Annotated in this window: 13 protein-coding genes; 2 read left to right on the top strand and 11 right to left on the bottom strand. The window is 61.0% G+C overall.

The genetic code is table 11. The annotated features are described in order from the left end of the window. Positions 1–196 precede the first annotated feature (196 nt). A complete protein-coding gene (locus I6L48_RS08200) occupies positions 197–3,082 on the top strand; it encodes an HD domain-containing phosphohydrolase (RefSeq protein WP_216987939.1) in 2,886 nt (961 codons plus the stop codon). A gap of 70 nt (positions 3,083–3,152) precedes the next feature. On the opposite strand, the gene I6L48_RS08195 is transcribed toward I6L48_RS08200, so the two are convergent. The 4 genes from I6L48_RS08195 to rplU all read right to left on the bottom strand — a co-directional run bounded on the left by I6L48_RS08195 (position 3,153) and on the right by rplU (position 6,868). After that, positions 3,153–4,523 (bottom strand): YjiH family protein, encoded by a 1,371-nt coding sequence (locus tag I6L48_RS08195; RefSeq protein ID WP_010673201.1) that lies wholly within the window; start codon positions 4,521–4,523, stop codon positions 3,153–3,155. Between the two features lie 366 nt (positions 4,524–4,889). Then, positions 4,890–6,092: an Obg family GTPase CgtA gene (gene cgtA, locus I6L48_RS08190; RefSeq protein WP_010673200.1), complete on the bottom strand. Its 1,203-nt coding sequence runs from the start codon at positions 6,090–6,092 to the stop codon at positions 4,890–4,892. Positions 6,093–6,281: 189 nt separating this feature from the next. Next, a complete protein-coding gene (rpmA, locus tag I6L48_RS08185) occupies positions 6,282–6,539 on the bottom strand; it encodes a 50S ribosomal protein L27 (protein ID WP_010673199.1) in 258 nt (85 codons plus the stop codon). Positions 6,540–6,556: 17 nt separating this feature from the next. Continuing rightward, complete coding sequence (gene rplU / locus I6L48_RS08180; protein ID WP_005304210.1) at positions 6,557–6,868, bottom strand: 50S ribosomal protein L21; 312 nt, start codon at positions 6,866–6,868, stop codon at positions 6,557–6,559. 242 nt (positions 6,869–7,110) lie between these two features. Here rplU and ispB point away from each other — a divergent pair, with 242 nt between their 5' ends. Next, positions 7,111–8,082: an octaprenyl diphosphate synthase gene (ispB, locus tag I6L48_RS08175; protein WP_010673198.1), complete on the top strand. Its 972-nt coding sequence runs from the start codon at positions 7,111–7,113 to the stop codon at positions 8,080–8,082. 88 nt (positions 8,083–8,170) lie between these two features. Here ispB and I6L48_RS08170 read toward each other — a convergent pair whose 3' ends face one another. The 7 genes from I6L48_RS08170 to mutL form a co-directional block, all read right to left on the bottom strand. After that, positions 8,171–8,359: a DUF2065 family protein gene (locus I6L48_RS08170; protein ID WP_010673197.1), complete on the bottom strand. Its 189-nt coding sequence runs from the start codon at positions 8,357–8,359 to the stop codon at positions 8,171–8,173. Positions 8,360–8,450: 91 nt separating this feature from the next. After that, entirely contained in the window at positions 8,451–9,335 is an 885-nt protein-coding gene (hflC, locus tag I6L48_RS08165) for a protease modulator HflC (protein ID WP_010673196.1), read from the bottom strand. Between the two features lie 3 nt (positions 9,336–9,338). Beyond that, a complete protein-coding gene (gene hflK, locus I6L48_RS08160) occupies positions 9,339–10,490 on the bottom strand; it encodes an FtsH protease activity modulator HflK (RefSeq protein WP_216987938.1) in 1,152 nt (383 codons plus the stop codon). Positions 10,491–10,583: 93 nt separating this feature from the next. After that, complete coding sequence (hflX, locus tag I6L48_RS08155; protein WP_010673194.1) at positions 10,584–11,870, bottom strand: ribosome rescue GTPase HflX; 1,287 nt, start codon at positions 11,868–11,870, stop codon at positions 10,584–10,586. Positions 11,871–11,933: 63 nt separating this feature from the next. Beyond that, complete coding sequence (hfq, locus tag I6L48_RS08150; RefSeq protein WP_011704864.1) at positions 11,934–12,197, bottom strand: RNA chaperone Hfq; 264 nt, start codon at positions 12,195–12,197, stop codon at positions 11,934–11,936. 72 nt (positions 12,198–12,269) lie between these two features. After that, positions 12,270–13,187: a tRNA (adenosine(37)-N6)-dimethylallyltransferase MiaA gene (gene miaA, locus I6L48_RS08145; protein ID WP_254203236.1), complete on the bottom strand. Its 918-nt coding sequence runs from the start codon at positions 13,185–13,187 to the stop codon at positions 12,270–12,272. Positions 13,188–13,279: 92 nt separating this feature from the next. Then, a complete protein-coding gene (mutL, locus tag I6L48_RS08140; protein WP_113069692.1) occupies positions 13,280–15,163 on the bottom strand; it encodes a DNA mismatch repair endonuclease MutL in 1,884 nt (627 codons plus the stop codon). Positions 15,164–15,247 lie beyond the last annotated feature (84 nt).

Genomic DNA, 15,247 nt, shown 5'->3' with positions numbered 1-15,247 from the left:
AGGGCGTTTATCAGGGGAGCAATGTAGCACGAGATATCTGAACGAATCATCTCACCACAGGGCAAGGGGGCAGCCCGGAGGCCGACTGTTGATTTGGGGCCGAAGAGCGCAAGATCGAGTCCTAGGCTTTTTGTCATCCAGCAAGCACACTGTTAGGTGACCAATACGGCGATCGCCAGGGGACAAGGATCCGTCCATGACAAACGCAAGTCTCAGTCGCAGACCCTTTTACGTACACATTGCCACTCTTTTCATCCTGCTCTTCTCCTTGCTGGGGGGCGCCCTCATCGTGCTGCAGTTCCAGCAGGGCATGCAGCAGGGGCTGGAGCACGAACGTCAGAGCTTCCAGCAATACCGGGAGCAGCTTGCCCTCGCCATCAAGCTGAACCAGCGACCGGCCCGCATGTCCCTGAATCTGCTGCGCAGCGGCCAGCTGTCCGCCATGACAGACCTCGAGACGCGGCTCGCCTTCCTGCCACAGCTGGCGGAAGTGCTGGCCAACAGCACCAGTTACGGTGCCATCTATGCCGGTTATGAGGACGGCGATTTCTTTCTGGTACGCAAGCTGACCGAACGGGCGAGAGGGGCGCTGGAGGCGCCTCCGCCCGAGAGCCGCCTGCTGGTCCAGAGCCTGCATCAGGGACAGGGAGAGTTCCTCTATTTCGACCAGCGGCTGCGGCTGCTGGAGCGGCGCCCCATGCCGGACTACCGTTTCGATCCGCGAGATCGGGGCTGGTACAAGGAGGCGCGCTGGAGCACGGGCATCATAGTGACCCACCCCTACCTCTTCTTCACTACCCGGGAGCCAGGCATGACACTGGCGGTGGAGAGCGACGATCGCCGGGCGGTGATCGGGCTCGATGCGGGCGTGGAGGGACTCTCTTCCCTCATCGGCGAGTTGCCCCTGCCCGGTCACAGCCAGCTGGTGCTGTTTGACGAGGTCGGGACCCTGCTGGCCACGGATCCCGAGCGCCTTCCAAGCTTCGAACAACTGAGCCGCCTGCCCATGCTGTCGGCCCTCAATCACCCCATTCTCACCAGGCTGCAACAGGAGATGGCTGCGCGGCCTGCCCTGCTGCATCACCCCGCCGAGCTGACCCTGGCAACGGTTCAGGGTCAGGAGTGGCTGGTCAACCTCTCCTCCCTCGGGGAAGAGTCTCCGTTTTATCTCGCCCTCCTGGTGCCCACCGAGGTGCTCACCGCCCCGGCGCGCCAGGATGCGCTGCACAATCTCGCCTGGGCCCTTGCCGGTCTGCTGCTCCTGCTGCCCGTCATCTGGCTGGCCGCCCGGCGCACTGCCGCCCCCTTGCTGGTATTGACCGGGGAGGCTGAGCGGATCCAGCACTTCGACTTTGGCGAAAGCCCGGGGCCGGATTCGGCGATCCGCGAAATTGACGACCTCGCCCGCGCCATGTCCAGCATGCGCCTGACCCTCGGCAATTTCATGAACATGGGCCGGGCGCTGGCGGCAGAGCATCGCTTCGATTCATTGCTCAGCCGCATCCTGCACGAGACGGTGGCGGCTGCCCAGGCCGAGGGCGGCTGCCTATTCCTGGCCCAGGATAGCGAGATGCAGGCCGTTCACGCCATCTGGCAGGGGCAGCCGCTGGCGTGCGAACAGGTACAGTGGCAGGCGGCGCTGCTCGGCGGTCTCTACCACACGGAGCGCCTCTGCCTGCCCCTCGACGAGGCACAGTGGGCCCGCTACCTCAGCGACTGGGGCCCCTTCCCCGGTGCCTGCCAACTGCTGGTCGAACCCCTTCACAACCACCGTCAGGAGCTGATCGGCTGCCTGCTGCTGATCCTGCCAGACTGCTCGGCCCGCGAACTGGCCTCGCGCATCAGCCTCATCGAAGCGCTGGCGGGCACCTCCTCCTCCGCCATCGAAAACCAGCGCCTGCTGGAGGAGCAGAAGCAGCTGCTGGAAGCCTTCATCGAGCTCATCGCCGGTGCCATCGATGCCAAGAGCCCCTACACCGGCGGCCACTGCCAGCGGGTGCCGGAACTGGCCAGGATGCTGACCCAGGCTGCCTGCTCACAGCAGACGGGGCCCTTTGCCGATTTCCGGCTCAACGAAGAGGAGTGGGAGGCCATCCATATCGCAAGCTGGCTGCACGACTGCGGCAAGGTCACCACCCCGGAGTTCGTGGTGGACAAGGCGACCAAGCTCGAGACCATCTACGACAGGATCCACGAGATCCGCACCCGCTTCGAGGTGCTCAAGCGGGATGCCCACATCGAGGCGCTCTGCGCCCTGCTGCCTCCATCCGGGCAGCAGGCCGCCCTCGAGGCCGTGATCCCCCTCTGGCAAACCCTGGATCAGGAGTTCGCCTTCGTGGCCGAGTGCAATCTGGGGGGCGAGTGGATGGCGCCGGAGAAGCTCGCCAAGCTGGATACCATCGCCAGCCGCACCTGGTTGCGCACTCTGGACGATCGGCTCGGCATCAGTCAGGAGGAGCACAAGCGCCACCAGGAGGCCCCCTCTCCCCTCCCCTGCCGAGAGTCGCTGCTCGCCGACAAGGCGGTCCATCTCATCCCTCGCCCCGAGCACGACAATCTCGCCCGACACAACCCATGGGGCTTCAAGGTGCGGGTGCCCACCCACCTCTACAACCGGGGGGAGCGCTACAACCTCGCCATCGGCCGTGGCACCCTCACCGAAGAGGAGCGCTACAAGATCAACGATCACATCATCCAGACCATACGCATGCTGGAGAGGCTCCCCTTCCCCCGCCATTTACGCAAGGTGCCGGAGATTGCGGGGGGCCATCACGAGCGGATGGACGGCACGGGCTATCCGCGCCAGTTGCAAGGGGGGCAGATGAGCATTCCAGCCCGCATCATGGCCATTGCAGACATCTTCGAGGCGCTGACGGCGAGCGATCGCCCCTACAAGTCAGGCAAGACGGTCTCCCAGTCCCTAGCCATCATGGTGAAGATGGTGCAGGAACAGCACATAGACCCGGCCCTGTTTGCCCTCTTCATCGAGAGCGGCATCTGGCGGGACTACGCCAGACGCTTCCTCGCCCCCGAGCAGTTGGACGAGGTCGAATGCCAGGCCTTGCTGGCAGGATCACACTGACCTTCCGCTGGCTCTCGCCCATAAAAAAACGGTCAACCCAGGTTGACCGTTTTTCGTTCCACTTCGCCCCTTAGAACAGCAGGTGCGCCACACCGGCAATCACCGGCAGGGTGACCAGGGTGCGCAGCAGGAAGATGACGAACAGCTCCCACAACTTGACCGGGATCTTGCTGCCCAGCAACAGAGCGCCCACTTCCGACATGTAGATGAGCTGGGTGACCGACATGGCGGCGATCACGAAGCGGGTGATGTCGCTCTCGATAGTGGAGGCCAGCACCGCCGGGATGAACATGTCGGCGAAGCCCACCATGATGGTCTTGGAAGCGGCTTCCGCCTCCGGCAGTTGCAGCAGCTCGAGCAAAGGTACGAAGGGCGCCCCCAGCCAGTTGAATACCGGGGTGTGCTCCGCCAGCATCAGGGCACAGGTCCCGACGGCCATCACCACCGGCAACACGCCAAATACCATGTCCAGGGCATTTTTCACCCCTTCACGCGCCACGGCGCCGAGATCCGTCATGCTGTCGGCCTTGGTCAGGGCACGATGGTAGCCGTAGCTCAGCACGCTGTGCTGATGGGGGATGGCCTCCTGCTTGCGGCACAGGGGAGTACCGTCGCTGTAGACATCCTTCTTCCAGGAGAGCGGCGGCAGGCGCGGTACCACGATGGCGGCCACCACACCGGCCAGGCAGACGGTCAGGTAGAAGGGGACGAACATGTGCTCCAGCTTCACCTGGGAGATCACCACCAGACAGAAGGTGATGGAGACGGCGGAGAAGGTGGTACCGATGACGGCCGCTTCCCGCTGGGTATAGAACTTGCCCTCATACTGCTTGCTGGTCAGCAGGATCCCGACGCTGCCATCACCGAGCCAGGAGGCGAAGCAGTCCACCGCAGAACGACCCGGCAGACGGAACACCGGACGCATGATGCGGGTCATCATGGTACCGACAAACTCCAGCAGACCGAAATCCAGCAGCAAGGGCAGCAGCAGGCCCGCAAAGATGAAGACGGAGAACAGTACCGGCAACAGATCATGCAGCACCAGGCCGCCGGTCGCCCCTGAGCGCAGCACCTCGGGACCGGCTTCAAAGAAGGTCAACAGCACGAAGACCCCGCCCAGCACCCGCACGCACGCCCAGAAGGGGGAGACGTTGAACAGGCTGTTGAGGAAGGGCCGTTTTACCAGGATCGCCGGTTTGAACAGCCAGGCGATCAGGGTCATCAGCATGGTGGTGGTGATGATGGCGCTGACCATGGCCACCAGATGATCGGCAAACACCGTTTGAACCAGCTTCGCCAACACGGCGACGGGAATGGTGACATTGCCGTCATAGATGACCGGGGTCATGAACAGCAGGATCCCGATCAGTGACGGGATCAAAAACATCAGCACGTTGCGGCGAGTACGGATTGCCGGTGCTTCCAGGGTCTTTTCCAACATATAAACAGCCTTAAATGTGACTTTTCCTTCAGCCGGGCCGCCTGCATACTCATGCCCTCGCCCGGAAAACGGGCGCAAGAATAACCCAAAAAACTGCACAAACAAGCCGTTAATCGATCATTTCAAGCATAAATATTTTATCAGGCGAACCATCCATAAGAACAAACCAAAACAGTCATGCATATCGATTCAATTTGAATGGTTAGCATAATGTTTCATACAGGTTACATTCAGGTGCGCAGTATAATCCGCAGCCACTGTCAGGCAATAAGAGACATGAAAAATATATCTATAGGGTGATCCCGTCGATCCTCCCATAAAAAAACCGGAGCCTGTCTGGCTCCGGTCTTGTCACGAACATGATGCTCAATCGCGAACGTAAATGACTTCGACGCCGTCGTCGTCCTCATCGTCCCAGTCGTCATCGTCCAGGCCATCATCGAAGGCCTTGGACGCCGCCAGGGCATCGGCTTCCGCCTTGGCAAGCTGGTTCTTGTGGTAGTCGTCCCACTTGAACTCCACCTTCTCGATGGCGTCTCTGGCATCCTCCGCCAGCTGACGGGGCATGGTGTCCAGCAGATCCAGGATGTCGTAGCACACCTTCTTGGTGCCTTCCTTGCTGATGGCGGTAATGGCGTAGACCGGACCTTCGTGGTTGAGGGCTGCCTTGACTCTGTCCATCACTTCCTGAGCCTCTTCCTCCAGGATCAGGTCCATCTTGTTGAACACCAGCCAGCGCGGCTTGCCCGCCAGCTCGGGACTGTATTTTTCCAGCTCCCGGACGATGGTCACGGCGTTCTCGGCAGGATCGGAGCCATCCACCGGGCAGATATCCACCAGGTGGATCAGGACGCGGCAACGCTCCAGGTGCTTGAGGAAGCGGATCCCCAGGCCTGCACCCTCGGCAGCCCCTTCGATGAGGCCGGGAATGTCGGCAATGACGAAGGAACGGGAGTTTTCACCGCGTACCACACCCAGGTTCGGTACCAGGGTGGTGAAAGGGTAGTCTGCCACTTTCGGACGGGCCGCAGAAACGGCGCGAATGAAGGTGGACTTGCCTGCGTTGGGCAGACCCAGCATGCCGACATCCGCCAGCAGCAGCAGCTCCAGCCTCAGGGTACGCACTTCACCCGGGGTGCCGTTGCTCTTCTGGCGCGGCGCCCGGTTGACCGAGCTCTTGAAGCGGGTGTTGCCAAGGCCGTGGAAGCCGCCCTTGGCAACCAGCAGCTTCTGATCGTGACTGGTCAAATCCCCCAGCAGTTCGCCGGTGTCTTCATCGGTGGCACGGGTTCCCACCGGCACGCGCAGAATCTTGTCCTTGCCGCGACGACCGGTACAGTTGGCACTCTGGCCGTTCTCGCCACGCTCGGCGGCGTGGAAGCGCTCGAAACGGTAGTCGATCAGGGTGTTCAGGTTTTCATCGGCCACCAGATACACGTCGCCACCATCACCGCCGTCACCGCCGTCCGGGCCGCCGTTCGGGATGTACTTCTCGCGGCGGAAGCTCACACAACCGTTACCACCGTCACCGGCATCGACTCGAATCTGGACTTCATCAACAAACTTCATAGGTAACCGTCACCTTAATTCGAAAAACCGATACGCAATTATAGTGATACGGGCCCCTTCGGGCGAGGCGCATCTGGCCGATGAGGGCTGTCAGCGCCGGCTCATCCGCGTGCCGTTTTTTCGTCAAACTCATCAGAAAAACAAAAGCCCCGCCAGGTTGGCGGGGCTTCGGATCCTTGCGGTCCGTAATTACTCAGCAACGATGCTGACGTACTTACGATTCTGCGGACCTTTAACTTCGAACTGCACTTTACCGTTCGCGGTAGCGAACAGAGTGTGGTCCTTGCCCAGACCAACGTTCTCACCAGCGTGGAACTTGGTGCCGCGCTGACGAACGATGATGCTGCCAGCCAGAACTGTTTCGCCGCCGAAACGCTTAACGCCCAGGCGTTTAGCTTCAGAATCGCGACCGTTGCGGGATGAACCGCCAGCTTTTTTGTGTGCCATCTATCGGACTCCTCTAATTAAGCGCTGATGCCAGTGATTTTGACTTCAGTGAACCACTGACGGTGGCCCGCTTGCTTACGGTGGTGCTTACGACGACGGAACTTGACGATAGTCACTTTCTCGCCACGGCCGTGAGCCACAACTTCAGCCACAACCTTGCCACCTTCAACGAAAGGAGCACCTACTTTGAAAGTGTCGCCTGCAGCAACCATCAGCACTTCGTTGAAGTCGATGGTAGCGCCAGTCTCAACGTTCAGCTTTTCCAGACGAACGATTTGACCTTCGGCCACACGGTGTTGTTTTCCGCCGCTTTGGAATACCGCGTACATTTGATTAACTCCGTAAAGGCGTGTCTTTTGCTCAAGGCCAGACACGCACAAAAACCTATAACAATGGGCGGGCATTCTACGCAGAACGATTTGCCGAGGCAAGGCCAATTTAGCAAAAAGTTTATTTTGTGCGCATATCTGCCCCCGTGAATAAACGCCTAACTGTAACCCATTGTGAAATCGTGTAGAATCCCCGCCATTGCTAAAAACGCAGTAAATGCTGCCGTCACGTTACGAGACTTATGGACCAACAGACTATCCGTGCGCTCTGTGCCGCCGACATGACGGCGGTCAATGAACTGATCCTGGCGAGACTCCAGTCCGATGTCAGCCTGATCAACCAGCTGGGTTTCTATATTGTCAGTGCAGGCGGAAAACGGATGCGCCCCATGCTGACCGTGATGGCCGCACGCGCACTGGGCTATGAGGGTGAAGATCACCTGAAACTGGCCGCCATCATCGAGTTCATTCACACCTCCACCCTGCTGCACGACGACGTGGTCGACGAATCCGACCTGCGCCGCGGCCGGGAAACCGCCAACGCCCTGTTTGGCAACGCCGCCAGCGTCCTGGTGGGTGACTACCTCTATAGCCGCTCCTTCCAGATGATGAGCGAACTCTCCAACCTGAAGGTGATGGAGATCCTCTCCGATGCCACCAACACCATCGCCGAGGGGGAAGTGTTGCAGCTGATGAACTGCAACGATCCGGATACCACGGAAGAGAGCTACATGACGGTCATCTACTGCAAGACCGCCAAGCTGTTTGAAGCCGCGACCCGACTCGCCGCCGTGCTGACCCATCAGCCCGAGCCCGTCGAGCAGGCCATGACCGACTACGGCAAGTACCTGGGTACCGCGTTCCAGATCATCGACGACGTGATGGACTACTGCTCCCAGAGCGAGGAGATGGGCAAGAACGTGGGTGACGATCTGGCCGAAGGCAAGCCGACCCTGCCGCTGTTGCGCGCCATGGAAGTGGGTACCCCGGAAGAGCGTCAACTGGTGCGCGATGCCATCGAGCACCGCAACGGGATGGATCACCTGGAGCGTATTCTGGGCATCCTGGATCGCACCGGAGCTCTCGAATACTCCCGCCAGCGAGCTCGGGAAGAGGCTGACAAGGCCATCGCCGCCCTCGCCATCCTGCCTGACTCCCGGCACAAGCAAGCGCTGGAGACCCTGGCCCACATGGCGGTGCAGCGCAGCGCCTGATGCCAGCCGGCGGACAATAAAAAAGAGGCCCTCTGGCCTCTTTTTTATTGTCCGAATTCCCCGTGCCACTGTCGTATCAACACAGGCTCTAACGGGCCAACGCCCACAAGATGACACCACCTGCCACCACCAGACAGCCGCCGATGCGGCGCAGCTGTTCCGGCGGCAACTCCCCAAGCAGGCGCAGCATCTGCTGCCATGCCCTGGGAGCGAGCAAGGGCCCCAATCCTTCGAAGAGCAGCAGCAACCCCAGCCCCATCAACATGGATGTCAGCATCACCTCTCCCTATCCCTGTTCCCCTGCCGGTCTGTGGCCGGCAAACAAAAGGGCCTGAATCATCAGGCCCTTGGGTCATATCAACACATGTTTACTGCTTGTTGCCGTGCGGCGACTTGAGGTAGCGGAAGAACTCGCTGTCCGGTTTCAGGACCATGAGGTCGTTGCCACCGGCGAAGCTCTTGCGATAGGCCTCCATGCTGCGCACGAAACTGAAGAACTCCGGGTCCTTCTTGTAGCTGTCGGCATAGATCCTGGCGGCTTCGGCATCCCCTTCACCACGCAGTTGACGGGCATTACTCTCGGCGTCGGCGATCATCACGGTCACCTTGCGGTCGATGTCGGCACGCAGGATCTCGGCCTGCTCGCGGCCCTGTGAACGGTGTTCACGGGCAACCGCGGTCCGCTCGGCACGCATCCGCTGATAGATGGAGCTGGAAACTTCCACCGGCAGGTTGATCTGCTTGATGCGCACATCCACCACCTTGATGCCGAGCTCGGAGGAGCGCGCCATCTTCATCAGGGCATCTTCCATCACGGTACTGCGCTCGCCGGAGACGATGTCCTTGATGGTGCGGTTACCGATCTCGGAACGCAGGCCGTTGTTGATCTTGCGCTTGAGCAGGTCTTCAGCCTGGATCTTGTTGCCACCACCGGTCGCCAGGTAGTACTTGGAGAAGTCCTCGATCTTCCACTTCACGTAGGAGTCGATGATGAGGTCCTTCTTCTCGGACGTAACGAAGCGATCCGCCTGGCCTTCCAGAGTCTGGATGCGGGCATCCATCTTGCGTACCTGGTCGATGAGCGGCACCTTGAAGTGCAGACCCGGCTCGTACAGGCGCGGTTCACCAGAGTCGACCCGTTTCACCTTGCCAAACTGCACCACGATCCCCTTCTGTCCTTCATCGACGATGAAGATGGAAGAGAAGCAGACCATGGCGGCCACAGCGATGACACCAATAGCTAGCTTTTTCATCTATCAGTTTCTCCCTGTGCTGAAACGATCACCGCCACGCAGCGGGGTCGGAGTGGAGTTGGCCCCTTCGTTGGACGGCTGGGCCGCCTCGACTGCCGGGGTGCCCGCAGGACGTGCCGGTTGCACGGCATTCGCCTTGCCAGAGAGCTTGTCGAGCGGCAGGTAGATCATGCTGTTGTTGCCAGCCGGCATGTCGACCACCACCTTGTTGGCCTGCTGATAGAGCTCTTCCATGGTTTCCAGGTAGATACGATCACGGGTCAGCTCGGGCGCGGCCTGATAATGGGGCAGCAGCTCGTTGAAGCGAGCGACTTCACCCTTGGCCTTCAACACGATCTGGGACTTGTAGGCTTCGGCCTCCTGCTCCAGACGTTTGACCTGGCCACGAGCCTTGGGCTCCACTTCACGGGCATAGGCTTCCGCTTCACGGATGAAACGCTGCTCATCTTCCTGGGCGGAGATGGCGTCATCAAACGCATCCTTCACCTCTTCCGGCGGACGCGCCGGTAGGAAGTTGACGTCCACGATCTGCAGACCCATCTGATAGGGCTCGATGATGCTGTCGATCACCTGCCAGGTTTCCTGACGCACCTTCTCACGACCCGTGGTCAGCACATCGTCCATCCGGGTGTGACCCACCACGTAGCGCAGGGCGCTGTCGGTGGCCTGGCTCAGGCTCTCGTCGGCGTTGGTCACGCTGAACAGGTACTGCTCGGGATCGACCACGCGATACTGCACGTCCATCTCGACCCGCACCACGTTCTCATCCTGGGTCAGCATGAAACCGGACGCCGGCAGGGAACGGACAGACTCCACGTCCACCGGGATCACCCGGTCGATGAAGGTCGGTTTCCAGCGCAGACCGGGATCCACGTTGTGGGAGTATTCGCCAAAGCGCAGCACCACGCCTCGCTCGGCTTCGCGAATGGTGTAGAAGCCGCTGACGACCCACACCACCACGGCCACCACCAAGGCGATGGAGAGGCCGAACTTGCCGACGTCACCACCACCGGATTTGCCACCACCGAGCAGACCGCCAAAACGACGGCTCACCTTGCGAAGCATCTCGTCCAGATCAGGGGGGCCCTGATTCTTGCCGTTGTTCCCCCAGGGGTCACGGTCTTTGCCATTGTTACCAGGCTCATTCCAAGCCATCAGCGTCTCCATTAATACATGCGGATGGATATCATCTCTATCGGGCCACAGAGGGGCGATGAAGTCAGCAAACCAGTTATGTTCATCGACCCATCAATGCCTGATAAAGCGTTGTAAACTCTCACCTTCTTGTTTCATGAGGCGGTTCCAGTCAGCCAGTTGCAGGCGAACTTCCAGCACAAAGTCCCCCTCCTCGCTGAAACCTTCCTGCTCGATACCTTTCAGCCGATAGAGCGCACTGCGCAGTCTGGCGGCGGAAGGGGGCAGTTGCAGGGTGTGATGCACCATGGAGCCGGCCAGCAGTTCGGTCAGTGCCTGGAACAGGTATTCACTGCCCTCGCCAGTCTGGGCCGACAACCAGACTCGCACCGGTCGTCCAGCCTCATCCCGTTCAAGACCAGCCGGACGATCCCCCAGCTTGTCGATCTTGTTGCAGATCATCAGTTGGGGACGGTCATCCGCCTCGATCTCGGCCAGCACACGCTGGACCGACTCGATATTCTCCTGCATCTGTTCATCGGCGCAGTCCACCACATGCAGCAGCAGGTCCGCTTCGCGAGTCTCCTGCAGGGTCGCCTTGAAGGCCGCGACCAGATCATGGGGCAAGTGCCGAATAAATCCAACTGTATCCGCCAGGATCACATCACCCACATCCTGGATCACCAATTTGCGCAGGGTGGGGTCCAGGGTTGCGAACAATTGGTCGGCAGCATACACGCTGGCATCTGTAAGTTGGTTGAACAAAGTGGATTTTCCGGCGTTGGTATACCCCACCAGAGAAACGGTCGGCACTTCGTTGCGGTTGCGGGCACGGCGCCCCTGCTCCCGCTGCTTGGCCACCTTGTCGAGGCGGCGCAAAATGGCCTTGATGCGCTCACGCAGCAGGCGTCGGTCGGTTTCAAGCTGGGTTTCACCCGGGCCGCGCAGACCGATCCCCCCCTTTTGTCGCTCAAGGTGGGTCCAGCCTCGCACCAGACGAGTGGAAAGATGGCGCAACTGGGCCAGTTCGACCTGCAACTTGCCTTCGTGAGTGCGGGCGCGCTGGGCGAAGATATCGAGGATAAGACCAGTCCTGTCCACGACCCGGCACTGGAACAGACGCTCCAGGTTGCGCTCCTGGGCAGGGGTCAGGGCATGGTTGAAGATGACCACGTCGGCGTCCAGCATCTGGACCTGGGACGCGATCTCTTCCGCCTTGCCGCTGCCGACAAAAAATTTGGCGCTGGGTGCGCTGCGACTGGTGGTGATCACCCCCAGTGCATTGACCCCGGCCGAGCTCACCAGCATCTTGAGCTCGTCCAGATCCTCCCGCTCGCCCTCATCGCTGAAGTTGACATGTACCAGAACGGCCTGTTCACCAGCTTCGTAACGGTCAAACAAGCGCTTGCTCCTTGACAGGTATCATGATGGATCTGAGTTGGCGAGTGGACTCGCCGCAGGATATCACGCCTCGGCTTCACCCTGCTCTTCACCGGCGGCGCCCGGGGCGTGCTGGTGATGGTTGACGGCACGGGCCGGCACCACGGTGGAAATGGCGTGCTTGTAGACCATCTGGCTCACGGTGTTCTTCAGCAGAATGACAAACTGGTCAAACGATTCGATCTGACCCTGCAGTTTGATGCCGTTCACCAAATAGATAGAAACAGGAATACGCTCACGGCGCAGCGCATTCAAAAACGGGTCTTGGAGAGATTGCCCCTTAGCCATCTTTCTTTTCCTTATAGTTTGTTGTTTTTAAACACCGGATATTCAATATAACAACCTGATTATACAGGAGTGTCAAGCCGGACCAGCTTGGGCGACGACCCTGGCCAGATTGCCAGACTCACCAGATTCCAACCAGGTCACATCAGGCCAACCGCGCAACCAGGTCATCTGACGCTTGGCCAACTGGCGGGTGGCAACAATGCCGCGATAACGCATCTCATCATACTCCACTTCCCCCGCCAGGTAGTTCCACATTTGGCGGTATCCCACGCAGCGAATGGAGGGAAGATCCGGGGTGAGATCCCCCCGCTCGTAAAGCGCCCTGACCTCCTGCTCGAAGCCGCTACCCAGCATCTTGTCAAACCGCTGTTCGATGCGCTGGTGCAGCACGCCCCGATCCCTTGGCGCGATGGCAAACTGCAGCGCCCGGTAGGGCAGCCCCTCTCCCTGCACCTGGGTCAGCTCGGTGAGGGTCTTGCCGCTGATGCGGTAAACCTCGAGCGCCCGGCACAGGCGCTGGGGATCGTTGGGGTGGATGCGGGCACCGGCCACCGGGTCGATGCGCACCAGCTCGTCGTGCAGCGCCTGCCAGCCGAGGCGGGCAGCCTCTTCCTCGATGCCGGCCCGAATGGCGGGATCGGCGGAAGGCAGTGGAGAAAGCCCCTCCAGCAGCGCCTTGAAATAGAGCATGGTGCCGCCCACCAGCAGCGGAATGCGACCACGGTCGGCGATCTCTTTCATCTCCCGCAGGGCATCCTTGCAAAAATCCGCCGCCGAATAGCTCATGGCGGGATCCAGGATGTCGATCAGCCGGTGCGGGGCCTGCGCCAGCTCAGCTGGCGTCGGCTTGGCGGTGCCTATGTCCATGCCGCGATAGATGAGCGCGGAGTCCACGCTGATGATGTCGCAGGGCAGGGCCTGGCACAGTTCAATGGCGAGATCCGTCTTGCCGGAGGCCGTCGGCCCCATCAGAAAAATTGCAGTCGGCAAGTCAGCCACGTTAAACACTCCCTTCGGCCGCCCCTTCACGGGCGAGCCAGCATAAAACTGGTTATATGGATGCAACAGACGACGAGACGCCGTCAGTTGCCATCGGCAAACTCGGCCAGCACGTTCGCCAGCGGCAACGGGCGCACCATGCGAACGTCTGCCAGTTGGTCACTGAAATCGGCAACAAGTTCCGTCAACAACCGGGTGGCAGTGGCAAAATCGTATATTTTTTCGGCACTTATGCCTTGTTCCACCAACCACTGGCATAGTACCCCAGCCTGTGCGTCGGCATCACTGTCAGATCCACTCTCGACCAGCTGCAACAATTCGGGTAAGAGACGGGCCAGATCGGTCTGGCGCAGCAGGGCAGGCACCCGAGTCAGGATCATGGTGTCGCGTCCCCCGCTTTTCAACTCCAGCCCCATGCGTTTGAGCAGGCGTTCCCGCTCCTCCACCAGGGCGATCAGGTTTTTCGGCAGCTTGAAGGAGACCGGCAGCAACAGAGGCTGGGCCGCCAGCCCCTGGCCCCAGGCATCCAGCAGCCAGTGGCGCAACAACAGACGCTCGGCGCGCACCAGGGAGAGCAGCGCCAGTTGCCCCTGACGCTCCATCAGCAGATAGGCCTGCTCGACCAGGCTCAGGGCGCGCCACTCCCCCGTTCGGGCTGGCGTCTCGACGGCACCGCTCTCGGCTACGGGCCGGGATGCCGGCATCGCCACCTCGGGCAGGGTGGTGAGCAAGGCGCCCATGCCTCGCATGGCGGCTCGGCTCGGGGGTTCGGGAGGCTGGTAGTGTCCTCCCCTGCCACCACCGCCTTCCCGCACGCCGTCACCATCTCGCGCAGGGGCAGGAGCCCGATAGCCGTGTTCGGCACCGTACCACTCGGTGCGCGGCGCCTGACCCGGATAGGTGATCTCCGGGCTGCCCGGCAGCTCGACCTGGGTCTCGGCTAGGGGGGCATCGGTGACGCTCCCTGCCCCGTCCTGGCGCAGTGCGGTAAACAGCGCCTGGAAGATGAAATCGTGGATGAGACGCGCCTGATGGAAACGCACTTCGTGCTTGGCCGGATGGACGTTGACATCCACCTGGCGGGGATCCAGCTCGATATAGAGCACATAGGCCGCGAAGCGATCGGCGGGCAGCAGCTCGTCATAGGCCTGGCGAATGGCGTGATTGATGAGCTTGTCCCGCATCATGCGGCCATTGACATAGGTGTATTGCAGGTCGTTCTGCGGCCTGGCTCCTGCCGGGGTGGCCAGCCAGCCCCACAACCGCACGTCGCTGTGTTCGCTCGATACCGCCAGGGCATGGTGCATGAAGGGGGAACCGCAGACGGCGGCGAGGCGGCGCTCCTGCTCCGCCACCGTGTTGGCCGCCTTGTACTGGCGCACCACCTTGCCGTTGTGGCGCAGGATCAGGGTAGCGTCGAAGCGGGAGAGCGCGATGCGGCGCACCAGTTCGTCGATGTGGGCAAATTCGGTCTTTTCGCTGCGCATGAACTTGCGCCGCGCCGGGGTGTTGAAGAAGAGATCCACCACCTCCACCGTGGTGCCCACCGGGTGGGCTGCCGGCTTGACGGTGACGCTCATCTCACGCCCTTCCGCCTGGGCCTGCCAGGCCTCGCTCTGCTCTGCCGTGCGGGAGGTGAAGGTGAGGCGGGAGACGGAGCTGATGGAGGCGAGCGCCTCCCCGCGAAAGCCCAGGCTGTTGATCCCTTCCAGATCGTCCAGGGTCGCCACCTTGGAGGTGGCGTGGCGCGACAGCGCCAGCACCAGCTCATCCCTGGCGACACCGCAGCCGTTGTCACGAATGCGGATAAGCTTGGCGCCTCCCTTGTCGATGTCGATCTCTACCCGGTCAGCCCCCGCATCCAGGCTGTTTTCCACCAGTTCCTTCACCACGGAGGAGGGCCGCTCCACGACCTCACCGGCAGCAATCTGGTTGGCCAGAATCGGCGGCAATATACGGATTGGCATCGCTTGCTCCTGCAGATGAAAAAGGGGAAGAGGTGGACCTGGCGCCATCAACGCTCACCGCCCCTCCCTGCCATCGGCAGAGAA

The sequence above is a fragment of the Aeromonas sp. FDAARGOS 1418 genome, from assembly GCF_019048585.1.
GTDB classification, from domain to species: Bacteria; Pseudomonadota; Gammaproteobacteria; order Enterobacterales; family Aeromonadaceae; genus Aeromonas; species Aeromonas caviae.
This window is presented reverse-complemented; position numbering and strand designations above follow the sequence as displayed.